This window comes from Variovorax sp. 05N34 (assembly GCF_056397405.1).
Genome location: NZ_JBFTNI010000002.1, coordinates 365,237 through 380,182, shown reverse-complemented (window position 1 = coordinate 380,182; position 14,946 = coordinate 365,237). Strand labels below are relative to the sequence as shown.

The 14,946-nt window shown below is 63.3% G+C and carries 11 protein-coding genes and 1 pseudogene; 8 read left to right on the top strand and 4 right to left on the bottom strand.

From position 1 onward, the window contains the following. The first annotated feature begins 12 nt into the window (after positions 1-12). The 6 genes from AC1DMA_RS06205 to AC1DMA_RS06180 are packed head-to-tail and all read left to right on the top strand — an operon-like array spanning position 13 to position 6,038. Positions 13-1,281 (top strand): Rieske 2Fe-2S domain-containing protein, encoded by a 1,269-nt coding sequence (locus tag AC1DMA_RS06205; protein WP_478143605.1) that lies wholly within the window; start codon positions 13-15, stop codon positions 1,279-1,281. Beyond that, positions 1,282-2,115: an SDR family NAD(P)-dependent oxidoreductase gene (locus AC1DMA_RS06200; RefSeq protein ID WP_478143604.1), complete on the top strand. Its 834-nt coding sequence runs from the start codon at positions 1,282-1,284 to the stop codon at positions 2,113-2,115. After that, the gene (locus AC1DMA_RS06195) at positions 2,112-3,263 is read left to right on the top strand and encodes an alpha-hydroxy acid oxidase (RefSeq protein ID WP_478143603.1); all 1,152 of its coding nucleotides are present in this window, start codon (positions 2,112-2,114) and stop codon (positions 3,261-3,263) included. The genes AC1DMA_RS06200 and AC1DMA_RS06195 overlap by 4 nt, the downstream gene beginning before the upstream one ends. 11 nt (positions 3,264-3,274) lie before the next feature. Continuing rightward, complete coding sequence (locus AC1DMA_RS06190; protein ID WP_478124242.1) at positions 3,275-4,270, top strand: 2-hydroxyacid dehydrogenase; 996 nt, start codon at positions 3,275-3,277, stop codon at positions 4,268-4,270. Then, entirely contained in the window at positions 4,267-5,148 is an 882-nt protein-coding gene (locus AC1DMA_RS06185) for a TIM barrel protein (protein ID WP_478143602.1), read from the top strand. Before AC1DMA_RS06190 ends, AC1DMA_RS06185 begins: the two co-directional genes overlap by 4 nt. Beyond that, positions 5,145-6,038, top strand: a complete 894-nt coding sequence (locus AC1DMA_RS06180) for an alpha/beta hydrolase (protein WP_478143601.1) — start codon at positions 5,145-5,147, stop codon at positions 6,036-6,038. Before AC1DMA_RS06185 ends, AC1DMA_RS06180 begins: the two co-directional genes overlap by 4 nt. On the opposite strand, the gene AC1DMA_RS06175 is transcribed toward AC1DMA_RS06180, so the two are convergent. Further along, positions 6,035-6,475 carry an Lrp/AsnC family transcriptional regulator gene (locus tag AC1DMA_RS06175; protein WP_478124239.1) on the bottom strand — a complete coding sequence of 147 codons (441 nt, stop codon included), beginning with the start codon at positions 6,473-6,475 and terminating at the stop codon, positions 6,035-6,037. The two genes, AC1DMA_RS06180 and AC1DMA_RS06175, sit on opposite strands and share 4 nt — an antisense overlap. 116 nt (positions 6,476-6,591) lie before the next feature. Here AC1DMA_RS06175 and ilvB point away from each other — a divergent pair, with 116 nt between their 5' ends. Together ilvB and AC1DMA_RS06165 are read left to right on the top strand one after the other, a co-directional pair. After that, positions 6,592-8,397 (top strand): biosynthetic-type acetolactate synthase large subunit, encoded by a 1,806-nt coding sequence (ilvB, locus tag AC1DMA_RS06170; protein WP_478143600.1) that lies wholly within the window; start codon positions 6,592-6,594, stop codon positions 8,395-8,397. Positions 8,398-8,531: 134 nt separating this feature from the next. Further along, a complete protein-coding gene (locus tag AC1DMA_RS06165) occupies positions 8,532-12,089 on the top strand; it encodes an indolepyruvate ferredoxin oxidoreductase family protein (RefSeq protein ID WP_478143971.1) in 3,558 nt (1,185 codons plus the stop codon). Here the strand turns inward: AC1DMA_RS06165 and AC1DMA_RS06160 are convergent. The 3 genes and pseudogenes from AC1DMA_RS06160 to AC1DMA_RS06150 all read right to left on the bottom strand — a co-directional run bounded on the left by AC1DMA_RS06160 (position 12,058) and on the right by AC1DMA_RS06150 (position 14,763). Then, the gene (locus tag AC1DMA_RS06160) at positions 12,058-12,768 is read right to left on the bottom strand and encodes a substrate binding domain-containing protein (RefSeq protein WP_478143970.1); all 711 of its coding nucleotides are present in this window, start codon (positions 12,766-12,768) and stop codon (positions 12,058-12,060) included. The two genes, AC1DMA_RS06165 and AC1DMA_RS06160, sit on opposite strands and share 32 nt — an antisense overlap. Positions 12,769-12,807: 39 nt before the next feature. Next, a pseudogene (locus tag AC1DMA_RS06155) lies at positions 12,808-13,017 on the bottom strand (helix-turn-helix domain-containing protein); the annotation flags it as partial. Between the two features lie 66 nt (positions 13,018-13,083). Beyond that, a complete protein-coding gene (locus AC1DMA_RS06150; RefSeq protein ID WP_478124236.1) occupies positions 13,084-14,763 on the bottom strand; it encodes a tannase/feruloyl esterase family alpha/beta hydrolase in 1,680 nt (559 codons plus the stop codon). Positions 14,764-14,946 lie beyond the last annotated feature (183 nt).

Here is a 14,946-nt window from a genome sequence, read left to right as displayed (position 1 = left end):
CAGGAGCTTGTAATGTTGAATCGTCAAGACAACGAACTGATCTGCCGCGTCGGCCCCGGGACGCCTATGGGAAACATGATGCGTCGCTATTGGCATCCCATCTGCACTTCAATGCAGTTGAGCCAGCCCGACGCTCCGCCGCTGCGTGTGCGCTTGCTCGGCGAGGACTACGTGGCATTCCGTGACAGCCAGGGCAGGGTCGGCGTGATGGAGGAGCTCTGTATGCACCGTGGCGCATCGCTAGCGCTCGGAAGGGTGGAGGAGGGCGGCCTTCGATGCCTGTACCACGGGTGGAAGTTCGATGTGACCGGCGCAGTGCTGGAGACGCCCAACAACAGTGATCCAAAGTACCGCTTGCGCATGAAGGCACCGGCCTTCCCCGTTCGCGAGGACGGCGGCCTCGTCTGGGCCTATGTGGGTCCGAAGGAACTGCAGCCCGAGTTCTCTCGCTATGCATTCATGGACGCGGACCCTTCGCATCGCGTGGTTCTCCGGATCAACGTGCATTGCAATTACCTGCAGTTGGTCGAGGGCGGCGAAGATTCCTCCCACGTGGGCGTGTTGCACACCAACATGGCGCGACCCGGCTGGAAAGAGGGTGACTTCCAGCAGAACCCTGATGTGGTGAACCCCGCAGCGCTGTCCTCGAATGACCTCGAGCCGAGTCTCAAGATGGAAGAGACGGCCTTCGGCTTTCAGTATGTGGCCCTGCGCAAGACCACCCAGGCGGGTGTCAAGAACGCCCGCGTGGTTCCGTTCATCGTTCCCTATGGGCGCGTCATTCCGGCGCCCGCTTTCCAGTTCACCGTGTTGGAGGTCCCGGAAGACGACACGCACACCAGCACCTACATCGTGGTGCACGGCAATGAGCCGGTGTCCGAAGACAAGATCGTCGAGTTGCTGGGGTTGGACGACACGCGCTACTACGACCGCAAGACGTGTGCATTCACAGCGTCGTGGGCTGACGCTTTCGGCCAGAACCGGGAGCGCATGCAGGAGAACTGGACGGGACTGCGCGGTGTCGAGGTGGAGGACGCCGCCATTGCGCTGTCGCAAGGCGCTTTCTACGACCGTTCCAAGGAGCATCTCGTGCCTGCGGACCAGGCTGTGATGCGGGTTCGCCGTACGCTGCTCGACTCGGTGAAACGGGTCATGGACGGCAAGCCGCCGGTCGGCGTCGGCGTGGATTTGCGGGGCGTCGGTGCTTGCGATGCGGACCTCCCGGACGGGGCATCGTGGCAGGACTTGCTCCCATCGCACCGCGAAGCTGTGGCGGCCTGAATGAGCACCACTGCCAAACCCACGGCCGGTACGCCGGCGAACTACCTGTCCCTCTTGCGCCTGGACGGCCGCGGCTTCGTGGTCTTGGGCGCGGGACAGGGAATCGGTGAACAGGTTGCGCATGCGCTCGCCCAGGCCGGGGCGAGCGTGCTGTGCGTCGACCGAGACGAGCAACTCGCGCGCAGCATCGCGGAGTCGGTCGATGGCATCGCGTGTGCGGCGGACGTCACGTCTCGCGCGGACATGCAGCGCGTTTTCGATACGGCTCGGGGGGCGTTCGGCCGAGTCCACGGCTTGGTCGACATCATCGGCGTCGCAGGGATCAAGCCGCTGTCGGCGGTCGATGATGCCGGCTGGAACCAGCAGTTCGACATCGTGCTTCGCCATGCTTATCTCGCGATCCAGATTGCCGGAGAGATGATGGCTGCGGACGGCGGCGGAGCCATTGCGTTCGTCGGTTCGATGTCGGGCAACCGTGCGGTCCCGAATCAGACCGCCTATGCGGTCTCCAAGGCGGCCTTGCACCACCTGGTGCGGTGTGCGGGTGCGGAGTACGCAACGCGGCAGGTGCGGATCAATGCCGTCGCCCCAGGGTACGTTCGCACGCCGCGCCTGAACCAGCGGCTGGGCGAAGAAGCATGGGACGCGATCAGCCGTGTGATTCCCATGGGCCGCCCGGCGACACCCGCTGAGATCGCCGGGCCTTTGCTGTTTCTCGTGTCGGACCTCAGCGCCCACATGACAGGCGAGGTGATGGCAGTGGACGGCGGCGCCGGCGTCATGGCGGCGTTTCCCGACGTGAAATTCGGCCCTTCGGCGAGCGCCACACCTTGACCTCTTTGAAAGAAGCGCATTCGATCGAAGATCTGCGGCGATTGGCGCAGCGGCGGCTGCCTCGTGGCGTATTCGACTTCTTCGATGGCGGTGCGGAAGATGAAACCACCCTGCGCGCCAATCGCGAAGGCTTCGAGCGCATCCGGCTGCGCCCGCGCCTGCTCGTGGACGTGCAGCATCCGGATCTTTCCACTCAGGTCGTGGGAGGGCCGTCGGCTGCGCCGATCGTGATTGCACCGACCGGTGCGATTGGCGCGGGCTGGCCGCACGCGGACCTTGCCATTGCGCGGGTGGCCGCACGCCTGGGAATTCCCTACACGCTCTCCACCACCGCCACCTCGTCGATAGAGGATGTTGCCAGGCGTGCCGGAGGACGGCTTTGGTTCCAGCTTTATGTGCTCCGGGACAAGGCGTTTACCGCTGCACTGCTGCAACGCGCGGCGTCCGCCGGCTTCGAAGCCTTGGTCGTGACGCTGGACCTGGCCACGGGCGGCAAACGAGAGCGAGACTTGCGCAATGGCTTCACCGTGCCGCTGCGACGCGACTGGCGCACCGCTCGCGATTTCGCGACGCACCCGGCCTGGTGTTGGCAAATGCTTCGTCAGGGGCCACCGCGTTTCGAGAATCTTCGCGGCTTGGAGGGCAATGCCGACACGCGCATGTCGATCGCGGCGAAGGTCGGCCAAAGCCTGGACGCTTCATTCGACTGGGCTGCCCTGGAGCGGCTGCGCGGCCAGTGGTCGGGCAAGCTGATGGTCAAGGGGGTTGCGAGCGCAGAAGATGCAGGCCGGCTCGCCGCGCTCGGTGTCGACGCGATCTGGGTCTCGAACCACGGCGGTCGCCAGCTCGACGGGGCCGTCGCGGCGGCGGATGTCTTGCCGGACGTGGTGCAGGCGGTCCGCAGCAGAGTGCCGGTACTGATCGATTCGGGCGTACGCCGCGGGGTCGACGTCGTGAAGGCACTCGCGCTGGGCGCGCAGGCCGTGGCGATCGGTCGCGCCACGTTGTATGGCGCCGCGGCCGCCGGCGAGGCAGGCGCGGAGAAAGCGCTCGACATCCTCACGGACGAACTGAGGCGAGCAATGCAGTTGTGCGGAGCGCCAACCGTGAAGCACATCAACGCAGGTCTTGTGGACCGCGCACGTTAGGAAAGGATGTGATGGACAAGCCCCGGCTCCTCATCACGCGCCAGCTCACCGAGCAGGTGCTGCGCGAGGCGGATGAACAATTTGACGTAACGCTCTGGCCGCACGATGAACCGATCGGCGAGGCGCTCGAGAGCTGGTCGAGCGGATGCGACGCGGCCCTCGTGATGGCCACCGACCGGCTCGACCGCGCACGCCTCCAGACACTCGCGCGGCACGCCCGCGGCGTCGCGACCTATTCGGTCGGCTACGACCACATCGACCTCGATGCGGCCACCGCACTCGGATTGCCGGTCTTCTACACGCCCGATGTGTTGAGTGACGCGGTGGCGGAAACGGCCATGCTCCTGATCTTGTCCGCCGCCCGCGATGCCTCGTCCGCCGAGGCCGTGCTGCGTTCCGGAGAGTGGGGGCCCTGGTCGCCGACGAGATTTCTAGGGCGGCAGTTGACCGGGCGCTCTCTCGGCATCTTCGGCATGGGCCGGATTGGTCTTGCGCTTGCAAAGCGGGCGAGCGGGTTCGGAATGAGGGTTCACTATCACAACCGCTCGCCGCTGCCCGAGCAGGGTGCGTCGTTCGATCTCACGTACCACTCGACCCTCGAATCCTTGCTGGGCGCCAGTGATGTCTTTTGCGTCTGCGCACCGTCGACGCCCTCGACTCGAGGGGGCCTGGATGCTCGTCGCCTCGGATTGCTGCCGCCCGGCGCCGTTTTCGTCAACATCGCGCGGGGCGACTTGGTGGACGAGGACGCGTTGATCGAAGCCATTGCATCGCGCCGAATCGGAGCCGCGGGACTCGACGTTTTTCGGAATGAACCGCGGATCGATGAACGCTATCTGCGATTGCCGCGGACCACGCTTCTGCCGCACATCGGCAGCGCAACCTTCGAGGCACGCGCGGCGATGGGAAGCGTTGTGCTGCGAGCCCTCGCGCGCTGGCTCAACGAGCGGCAGCCCTCGGACAACTGCCTCAACCCATCGACGCTTCAGGCAAGGCACCTCGCATGACCTGGTCGCTGCGCTATGCGCCTCATCTGGGCTACCGCCCTCCATTTCAACCGCTTTTCACGGCGATGGTCGGCTCGGAGGATCCGCTGGAACACATCCAATTTGCGGCGGACCAGGGCTTCGCAGGCGTCCTCTATGCAGCCGCACGTGCACGTCCGGCGGCGGAGCAGCAGAGGGTGGGCGACGCGTTGGCGGCGCACGGGCTCGAAGCAGGTTGCATGCTCTACACGACCTTCGATCAGCTTCGCAACACGAGTTGGGCGACCGACAGCAAGGAAGCGCGCGCATGGATCGAGGCCGAACTCGCGCAGGCCGTGGCGGCGGCGCATCGGGTCGGCTCCAAGCGCCTGGCAGTGCTCGGTGGCGCGCAGCCGCAACTGCCGATCGCCTACCAGCACGCCGCGCTGGTGCAGAACCTGCGATATGCAGGAGACATTGCCGCGCGCGCCGGCCTCACGCTCTGCCTCGAGACCTTGAGCCGCAAGAGCATTCCGAACATGCTGCTGCAGCACATGCCCGATGCGATCGCGGTCGCACAGGCCGTGAATCATCCCGCGGTGCGCCTGATCTTCGACACCTCCCACGTGCAGGTGATGGACGGCGACCTGCTCTTTCATCTGGAGCAGGGCTGGGATTGGATCGAAATCGTGCAACTGGCCGACAACCCGGGACGAATGGAGCCGGGAAGCGGAGAGATCAATTTCGAGAGCCTGCTGCGGCTGTTGTGGAGGCGCGACTACCGAGGTTTGGTCGAACTCGAATACGGCTGGCGAACGCCGGGCCTGGACAGCGAGCGCCTTGGGCTGGCGATGCTCCGCCGGCTCGATGCCGCAGCGAGCGACGCGCGCTCGCATCATTTATCTGGAGATCAAGCATGACGACCCCCGACACCCATTGCACATCGGCCATCAAGATGGGAATCCGCGCACTCGGCGCTAAGTTCGACCCCGAAGTTCTCGCCGCGACCCGAGCGATCTATCGGTCCGCCCTGAATCTGGACGAGGCAGCGCATGAGCAGATCGACGTGCCCTACGGTAGTCATGCGCGGCATCGGCTGGACATCTACGGACCTGCGGGTCAGCCGCGCGCGATCGTGGCTTTCATTCATGGTGGAGGCTTTGTTGCCGGTGACAAGAACGCGGATGGCGTCTTCTATCGCAACGTGGGTCGTTGGCTCGCTCGCAACGGCTATCTGGCGGTGCTGCCCAACTACCGCCTTGCGCCGGCAGACGGATGGCCCGCCGGAGCGCGGGACGTTCAGGCGGCGCTGCAGTGGATTGAGGAGCAACGCAAAAGCCTTGGCGCGCAGCATGCGCCGCTGGTTCTGTGGGGCCAGTCCGCCGGTGCCAGCCATGTAGCGACCTGGCTGTTCGACGATCGGGCTCGCGGCAGCGATCCTGTGCATGTCGCGGCCATCATGCTGATGAGCGGCTTCTACAGTGCCGTTGCTCCGCTGCCCGCCGGCCCGAAAGCCTATTTTGGCGAGGACACGGCGCTGTACGTCGAGCGTTCGCCGCTGACACACGTGCGCGCCGTCGACACGCCCATCTGGATGGGTCTCGCGGAACTCGATCCAGGTTGGATAGCCCAGCAGACCTATGCGATGGCACGGGCGCTCACGATCGCCATCGGGAGCAGCCCGGGCTTTCATCTCTTCCGCGGTCACAACCACGTGTCGGCGCTGCACAGCCTCGGTTCGCCCCAGCAAGACGCGGGGGACGAAGTGCTCCGCGTCCTCGAAGACGTCATCGCGCGGCAAGCCGCCTAGAGCGGGATGCTTGCCTCTTTGAGCACCCGGAGCACAAAGCTCGACTTGCTGTGCCGGATTCCGGGAATCTTGTAGAGCTTCTCGCGAAGCAGCCGCTCGTAGTCGCGCGTGTCGCGCACCGCGATGCGGATGTAGTAGTCGTAATCGCCCGAGACCAGGTAGGCCTCCTGGATCTCGGGGATGGCGGCGAGCGCGCGTCCGAACTCGTAAAGCGTTTCGTCGGTGTGGCTTTCGAGCGTGAGTTGAACGATGACGAAATCGTTGTAGCCGAGCTTGACCGCGTCGAGGTCGACCGTATAGCGCTTGATCACGCCCTGCGCTTCGAGCTTCTTGATGCGCGTCCAGCAACTGGTGGCCGAGAGGCCCACTGCCGCACCGATCTCCTGCAGGGTCTTGCGCGAGTCCTTGCGCAACTCACGCAGGATTGCGATGTCCATCCTCTCCGATGATTCTTCGGAAGAAAGCGAAGAAGGCGGATTGGTTTTCATGTATGGGGCCTAAAGCATGGGAAAGAATGAAGCCTATTCTGCGCGATCGGCGAAAAAATGCAGGCATGGAACTGCTTTCTGCCCAAAGACATCTGCCGCCCGCTGCGGCGCCCTCCCTGCCACGCGTGCGCAATGGCGCAGCCGCTGTACTCGACACCCTGATCGAATGCGGCGTCGACACCCTCTTTGGATACCCGGGCGGCGCCGCATTGCCGCTATACGATGCCTTGCACGGCGAGCCGCGACTGCGCCACGTGCTTGTGCGACACGAGCAGGCGGCCGTTCATGCGGCAGAGGGCTACGCGCGCACGACAGGCCGTGTCGGCGTGGTGCTGGTCACCTCCGGGCCGGGCGTGAGCAACACCATCACCGGGCTGCTCGACGCGATGAGCGATTCGATCCCCGTTCTGTGCATCAGCGGGCAGGTCGCCACTGCCGTCATCGGAACCAATGCGTTCCAGGAAAGCGATGCGCTGGGCATGTCACGCCCGGTGACCAAGTGGAACTACCAGCCGCGAATGGCTGACGAAATCCCCGATGTGATACGCCGTGCACTCGACATCGCGGCGTCGGGTCGCCCCGGGCCGGTGCTGATCGATGTGCCGAAGGATGTGCAGCTGGCGCCGCTTGGGCTGCCGGGCAGGGCGCCTGCACGAGTGCCGCGCAAGCCGCGAGCCGATACAACGCCCCTGACGCCCGCGAGGCCCGCGGCGGGCGCACTGCAACGCGCTGCGGACCTGCTGTCGACCGCGCGGCGGCCGATCTTCTATGGAGGCGGCGGGCTGGTGAACTCCGGGGCTCTCGCGTGCGAGAGCTTCGCTCGGTTGGTTCGCCGGCTCAATGCGCCCTGCACCTTGACGTTGATGGGCTTGGGCGCGTTTCCGGCATCGGATCCGCACTTTGTCGGCATGCTCGGCATGCACGGCGCGCTGGAAGCCAATCTCGCAATGCATGAGGCCGACCTCGTCGTGTGCGTTGGTGCGCGCTTCGATGACCGGGTGACGGGCAAGCTCGACGAGTTCTGCCCTCACGCGCGCAAGATTCACATCGACATCGATCCAGGCAGCATCAACAAGGTCGTGAAGGTCGACGTGCCCATCGTGGGCGACTGCGGCGAAGTGCTCAGGGCGCTGCTTGCGATGCCGGAACTGCAGACGTTGCCGGCACAGCGGCTGGCACCGTGGTGGGAGCGCATCGGACGCTGGCGAGCCGAGCGCTGCTTCGAGTTCTCGGCGCGCGCCGATGTGATCCTGCCGCAATCGTTGATGGCTTCGCTCCAGCGCTCGGTGCAGGGACGTGATGCGATCATCTCGACCGACGTTGGCCAGCACCAGATGTGGGCTGCGCAGTATCTTCGCTTCGAGCGGCCCGGACGTTGGCTGACTTCGGGTGGTGCCGGAACCATGGGCTACGGACTTCCCGCCGCCATAGGCGCTCAGATCGCCCATCCAGACGCTTTGGTCGTTTGCGTGAGTGGTGATGCATCCGTGCTGATGAACATCCAGGAGCTCTCGACAGCGGTGCAGCACCGCACCCCCGTAAAGCTGGTGCTGTCGAACAACGGCTACATGGGCATGGTGCGCCAGTGGCAGGAGCTGAATCACGGCAACCGCCTGAGTCACAGCTGGAACGAGGCGCTGCCCGATTTCGTTGCACTGGCAAAGGCCTTCGGCTGGGGCGCACGGCGGGTGTCCGATCCGGGCGAACTGGAAGCCGCACTGGCCGAATGCCTGGCCTTCGAGGGGCCCTTCTTTCTGGACGTGCAGGTGGCCGCGCAGGAGAACTGTTTTCCGATGATGCCGTCCGGACATGGCCACCATCGTGTGCTGCTGGGCAAGGACCGTTGGTACGAGGAGGAGCCGACCGCCTGATTGCCTGATACATCGAACCAGTTTTCGTGCAGCAATGCGACCGGCGGGCTACCCGCCGCCGATCGCCCGACACGCACCGCCTTTACCGATGGCCGAGCGTGCCTTGTGTGATTCCTACCGGATTCCGAACCATGATGACAATACCCGAGCTCGCCAGCGTTTCGCTGGACGACAAGTACACATCGACCACCGGCCGCGTCTACCTGAGTGGCATTCAGGCGCTGGTGCGCCTGATGCTCGTGCAGCGTTGGCGGGACCAGGCCAACGGCCTGAACACCGCAGGGTTCGTATCCGGCTACCGTGGCTCGCCGCTAGGAGGCATTGACGAGGCCTTCTGGCACGCACAAAAGCACCTCGATGACAACGGCATCAAGTTTCTGCCGGGCGTCAATGAAGAGTTGGCGGCAACGGCCGTCTGGGGCACGCAGCAGGTTCACCTGACGGGTGAGAGCCTGGTCGATGGCGTCTATGCCATGTGGTACGGCAAGGGTCCTGGCGTGGACCGCTGCGGCGACGTCTTCAAGCACATGAGCCATGGCGGCACTTCGCCGCATGGCGGCGTTCTGCTCGTGGCCGGCGATGACCATGGCGCGTACTCCTCGACGCTGCCCAACCAGAGCGATCACATCTTCTCGGCGGCCATGATCCCGATGCTCTACCCGCAGAGCGTGGAGGAATACATCGAACTCGGCCTGCACGGATTTGCGATGTCGCGCTTTGCAGGCTTGCCGGTCGGCTTCAAGGCGCTTGCCGATACGGTCGAGTCATCAGGACCCATCGCCGCCGATGTCGCGGGCCTGCAAACCCTGTTGCCTCGCGATTTCGTGTTTCCGACCGGCGGTGTCCATGCCCGGTTGTCCACCGACACGCTCGGTGTTCAGGCGCGCAAGCAAGAAGCATTGATGCAGGACTACAAGATCTATGCCGCCATTGCCTACGCGCGCGAGAACCGACTCAACCACGTCACGATTGACTCGCCACGAGCCAAGCTCGGCATCGTTGCGTCGGGTAAGTCATACCGCGACGTACTGGAGGCTCTGGAAGAACTCGGCATCGACGCCGACGTGGCTTCGCGCATTGGTGTGCGGGTGTTCAAGGTCGCAATGCCCTGGCCGCTCGAACCGGATTCGATCCGCGAATTCGCGGCCGGTCTCGACGAGATTCTGGTGGTCGAAGAGAAGCGCCAACTCGTTGAATACCAACTCAAGGAACACCTCTACAACTGGCGCGAGGACGTGCGACCGCGCGTCATCGGCAAGTTCGACGAGGCCGGCGAATGGGCGCATCCACGGGGGAACTGGCTGCTGCCGGCAACGGCCGACTTTTCGGTCGCGCAGATCGCGCGAGTGGTCGCAGGGCGCATCGCGCGCTTCCACACGAGCGACATGATTCGCGCCCGGCTGGCGATCCTCGATGCCAAGGACGTCGTTCTCGGCAAGGCGGTCGCGACTCCGTCTCGCCCGGCGTGGTATTGCTCGGGCTGCCCGCACAACACCTCCACCAAGGTGCCCGAAGGCAGCCTTGCACTGGCCGGCATTGGCTGTCACGTGATGGCCACGGCCATCTATCCGCAGCACAACAAGACCACGACCCACATGGGCGGGGAGGGCGCACCCTGGTTGGGGCAGGCCTGGTTTTCCCGGCGCAAGCACGTGTTTGCAAACCTGGGCGACGGCACCTATTACCACTCCGGATCGATGGCGATCCGCGCGGCTGTCGCGGCGGATGTCCGTATCACCTACAAGATCCTCTACAACGACGCCGTGGCAATGACGGGTGGTCAGCCGGTCGACGGGCCAATCAGCGTTGCGCGCATCGCGCAGCAGGTCGCGGCAGAAGGCGTCAGGCGCATCGCCTTGGTGGCGGAAGATCCGAGCCGCTGGCGCGACCGAACCGGACTGCCGACGGACAGCCCCTCCATGAGATTCACGCTGCATCATCGCGACGAGATGGACGACGTGCAGCGCGAACTGCGCGAATTCGAAGGCGTCTCTGTCCTGATCTATGACCAGGTATGCGCGGCCGAGAAGCGCCGGCGGCGCAAGAAGGGCGAGTTTCCACAGATTGCCAAGCGCGTCTTCATCAATGAGGCCGTGTGCGAGGGATGTGGCGATTGCGGCGAGCAGTCGAACTGCACGTCGCTGCAGCCCCAGCCAACCGAATATGGCCTGAAGAGGCGCATCGACCAAAGCTCGTGCAACGCCGACTATTCATGCATCAGCGGCTTTTGCCCGAGCTTTGTGAGCGTCGAAGGAGTCGAGCCGCGAAAGAGCAAACCCGTCGACACGAAGTCAGCGGCGAGCTTCGACCTTCCTGAACCTGTGCTGCCCTCGCTCGATCAGATTCACAACACACTCATCACAGGCATCGGAGGTACGGGTGTCATCACGATCGGCGCGCTCATCGGCATGGCGGCGCATCTGGAGGGCAAGGGCGTCAGCGTGCTCGACATGACTGGCATGTCGCAGAAGAACGGCTCGGTAACTTCGCACGTTCGCATTGCGACGAACAGCGCGCAATTGAAGGCGCAACGCATTCCGACGGGCGAGGCGGATCTCGTCCTGGGCTGCGACATGCTCACCACAGGCGCACCCGATGCCATCGCCAAGATGCGGCCGGGGCGCACCTATGCGCTGGTCAATACATTCGAACAGCCCACGGGCGAATTCGCACAGAACGCGGACTGGGCGTTTCCGGCAGCGCAGGTGAGAGAACTGATCGAAGAGTCAGTCGATCGACGCGTGGACTTCGTGGACGCTACGCGGCTGGCGACCCGCCTCATGGGGGATGCGATTGCAGCCAACCTGTTTCTGCTCGGGTTCGCATTCCAGAAGGGTGCCATACCACTGACATCTGGAGCGCTGATGAAGGCTATCGAGACTAACGGAGTGGCTGTGAAGGCCAATCAGATCGCGTTTCAGTGGGGACGAAAGGCCGCTCTGGATCTGGCAGCGGTCGCAAGGGAAGCCTCGCCTGTGCAGGCGGTCACGGTGCACAGGAGGAAGTCCCATGCTTCGCTCGTTGCTCACCGCGTCGCCTTCCTTACCGACTACCAGGACGCCAGCTATGCAAAGCACTACGAAGATTTCGTCGCACGCGTGCGGCAGATCGAACTGGAGCACGGCGGCACCGGTGAACTGGCGGATGCCGTTGCCGCGAATCTCTTCAAGCTGATGGCATACAAGGACGAATACGAAGTCGCACGCCTCTACACCGATAGGAGCTTTCTTGGGAAGCTGCAAGAGGCTTTTGAGGGAAAGCCAAAGTTGACCTTCCACCTGGCTCCGCCGATCTTCGCAAGGCGCGATCGCCACGGCCTACCGGTCAAGCAGACCTTTGGACCTTGGATGTTGCATGCATTCCGAGTTCTTGCCTCATTGCGTCGGCTGCGCGGTACGCGCCTGGATGTCTTCGGCGGAACAGCCGAAAGGCGAATGGAACGGGAGTTGATTCAGGACTACCGACGAACGATTGAGCAGGTGATTGCCCGCATTGAAACCGAAGGTTGGGACTCGGCGCGTGATTTCGCTTTGGCGATTGCGCGCCTGCCGGAGCAGATCCGCGGCTACGGCCATGTCAAGGCGGAAAGCATCGTTGCGGCGCGCGTGCGTTGGACAAGCTTGATGCAGCAGCTATCGACGGTCTCTCGTTCTCGCGCGCCTATGGATGAAGCGGAACGACAGCATTGGTGACCCGCATGGGCGCCAGCAAGTCAGACAGAAAATCCAGCAGTGCGCGGGTCTTGGCGGGAGCGAGGTGGGACGCCGTCAACGCATAGACGGGCAAGCTCGACGCATTCCATCTCTCGAGCACCTGCACCAGACGGCCGGCCTGGACTTCAGGGCCTGCGAATACGTCGGCCAAGACGGCGATGCCGTTGCCGGCCAGGGCAAGATTCCGAATGAAGCGAACATTGTTGGCAGCAGCGCGCCCTTGCACGTCCACGGCCACAGATCTCCGGCCCGCGTGCAGCGTCCAGCGTCGCTCCGGTTGCTCTGTTCCACGCTCACTGCGCAGCACACACTGATGCCGCGCCAGATCATGTGGAGCAAGCGGCTGCCCATGGCCCGACAGGTACTCTGGCGAGGCATAGAGGCAGCGGGGCAAATCGCCAAGCTTGCGGACCACGAGCGAGGAGTCCGGGAGCTCTCCCATGCGCACTGTGACGTCATACCGCTCGGCGAGCGGATCCATCCATTTCGGAGTGAAGTGCAGTTCGAGCGTCACGTCCGGATACCGGTCCAGAAACTCTCGAACCTTATCAGCCGTGAATCGAACGGTGAAATCGATTGGAGCGGCCATCCGCAGGTGGCCCTTCGGTTTGGCAGGCGCAGTCTGAGCCAGTTGTGTGGCTTGGATGATTTCGTGCATTCCGCGACTGCATTGCTCGAAATAGCTCTTACCTTCATCCGTAAGAACCAGCGTTCGCGTGGTGCGGTTGATCAACTTGATTCCGAGCTCTTTCTCTAGTGCCGCGACGCTTCTTGAGGTCGACGACTTCGGCATGTCGAGGGTTTCTGCCGCAGCGGTGAAGCTTCCGGCCTTCGCCACTTCAAGGAAGACCCGAACGTTGTGAACCGTTGCTGGCTTCAAATGCGCACTCCAATTGTTCCAGTCCATGAACATTGTTGTCGATCGGGTGCTCCTTTTGAATTTGTTTCGACTTCAGGACTTTGGCTGGCACTCCTATCTGCAATAAAAATTGCTGGCCCCATTCGTGTCTCCGCTGCCTTTGTAGACAGGCTGGCTCGGATACGGACACAACGGCCGCTGCAGTGAAATCGGCTTGGTGACGTCGCCGTTCTGGAACTTCGTGGCGACGAATATTTCAGGCGCGATACCGCTTTCAACCCAATCGCGCAAGGCGCGCACCGCATCATGTTCAGGATCGTTCGAAACAGTCTGCTGTGCGATCGCGCCAAAGTGCCACGGCCCCTCGCCAGCGCCACCATGGCCCACGCCTGACATCATGAAGAGGCGGTAGAAGTTTTGTTCCGCTGCCCGGTCTCCACCCGATGTGCGGTCCCGAACTTCATCGTAGTACTGCACGATGCGTTCGGGCATCGTCACAGCGTCTTGCCAGCCTTGGTACTGGATCAGTTTGCCTCCCGCCTGCCTGAATGCGCTCAAGTCGGTCTGCTGGTCGACATTCATGAAGCCCAGCGCGCTTTCAACCGAGGGCAAATCGGTGTGGACGTTGAATGTCGAAGCGTCCCACGCGGCATTGCCCAAGGCGATCTTGTAGACGGTAGCCGCATGCGCAGGAGTGGCTGTCACATACCCGAAGCCGATCCAATCGGTCTCGAATCCGTGGAGATATCCCGGGTAGAGATATTCGGAAGTGACTTGATCCCGTAGCGGCGACAGCACATGGGTCAATGCGTCAGCTTGTGCGGCGGTGAAGCAGGTCGAGGGGTCTTGGCCCGACGCGCACAACAGTGAATGCGGGTCCCAGCGGCAGGCGCGTGGGTCGCGCATGATTCCATCCGTCGCACCATCCGCAGCATCGCATGCGGCGATCGACGATCTTCGCGCAAGATTCAGCAGCGCCGTTCCTAGCGGCCCCTGAATGCCGGCTTTCACAAGTTGCTGGCTTGCGAAAAGCTTCTGTGTGGCCACACGGGTCCAGTTGATCAGAGCGGGGCCGGCGAGCACTCCATTGAAATCCGTAGGGTACTTTTGGGCCGACATCAATCCATCCCGTCCTCCTGTTGATGTGCCATTGAAGTACGCATAGGAAGCGGCTTTCGCATAGTAGCCACGGACAATCGCCTTGGAGGCAACCGCCGTTTCGTGCGTTGCGCGATATGCAAAGTCAATGACACGCTCCGGAAAGCCGATGGCCCAACTTGCGTCGCTGACCGCTGTCGCTGTATGACCACCATCCGTGATGGCGATCGCATACCCGGATCGAAGTTGTGGCGCCATCGAGCTCCAATAGGAAGAAAAGGCCGTGCCCCAGCCGTTCTGTCCCAGTTGTTGGTACCGGCCATTCCATGCCGTGGTGGGTAGCCAAAGCTCCATCCCGATCTTCGAACCGGAGACGGGCGTCAGGTTGGCGGTGACCCGGCAAAACGCCGGCAGGTCGGCGAATGCGGTCGTACTTCCGGCCGGCTGGTACGTGCCCGCCGCAACAGCCTGCGTTGCGGTGATGTCCACGTTCGGCAGTTGCAAGCCCCGGACGCTTTCGCAGCTGATGGCTGCCGCAGTCGGTTGTGCCCCGGCTGCGGCCGGCGCAAAGTCATTCCCGCCGCCGCAGGCAACTACGCCCACCACGCTGAGAGCGCAGATAAAAACATGAACACCTGCTCTGACGTACCTGGCTAGCGCGCAGCGTGACACGCTGGAAATCAGCACCATCGACATCTTGTCTCCTTTGTTATGAATGAGAGGTGTAGCCCGCGAATCGCCGGACCAACGACCTCCTGGGCGGCGCCGTTTTCCATCGAGGCGCACGCGCGATACAGCGCTGCAGCATCCTATTGACGAGGGCCCACTGCAAAAATAGCTTTCGTGGAAAACAATGTTTCCGCGCCGGAACAATGGGAT

Coding starts and splice junctions, on each gene's coding strand:
- AC1DMA_RS06165 (WP_478143971.1), top strand. CDS start 8,532: ATGACAATACCCGAGCTCGCCAGCGTTTCGCTGGACGACAAGTACACA.
- AC1DMA_RS06150 (WP_478124236.1), bottom strand. CDS start 14,763: ATGTCGATGGTGCTGATTTCCAGCGTGTCACGCTGCGCGCTAGCCAGG.
- AC1DMA_RS06160 (WP_478143970.1), bottom strand. CDS start 12,768: ATGCACGAAATCATCCAAGCCACACAACTGGCTCAGACTGCGCCTGCC.
- AC1DMA_RS06200 (WP_478143604.1), top strand. CDS start 1,282: ATGAGCACCACTGCCAAACCCACGGCCGGTACGCCGGCGAACTACCTG.
- AC1DMA_RS06190 (WP_478124242.1), top strand. CDS start 3,275: ATGGACAAGCCCCGGCTCCTCATCACGCGCCAGCTCACCGAGCAGGTG.
- AC1DMA_RS06205 (WP_478143605.1), top strand. CDS start 13: ATGTTGAATCGTCAAGACAACGAACTGATCTGCCGCGTCGGCCCCGGG.
- AC1DMA_RS06175 (WP_478124239.1), bottom strand. CDS start 6,475: ATGGACATCGCAATCCTGCGTGAGTTGCGCAAGGACTCGCGCAAGACC.
- AC1DMA_RS06180 (WP_478143601.1), top strand. CDS start 5,145: ATGACGACCCCCGACACCCATTGCACATCGGCCATCAAGATGGGAATC.
- ilvB (WP_478143600.1), top strand. CDS start 6,592: ATGGAACTGCTTTCTGCCCAAAGACATCTGCCGCCCGCTGCGGCGCCC.
- AC1DMA_RS06185 (WP_478143602.1), top strand. CDS start 4,267: ATGACCTGGTCGCTGCGCTATGCGCCTCATCTGGGCTACCGCCCTCCA.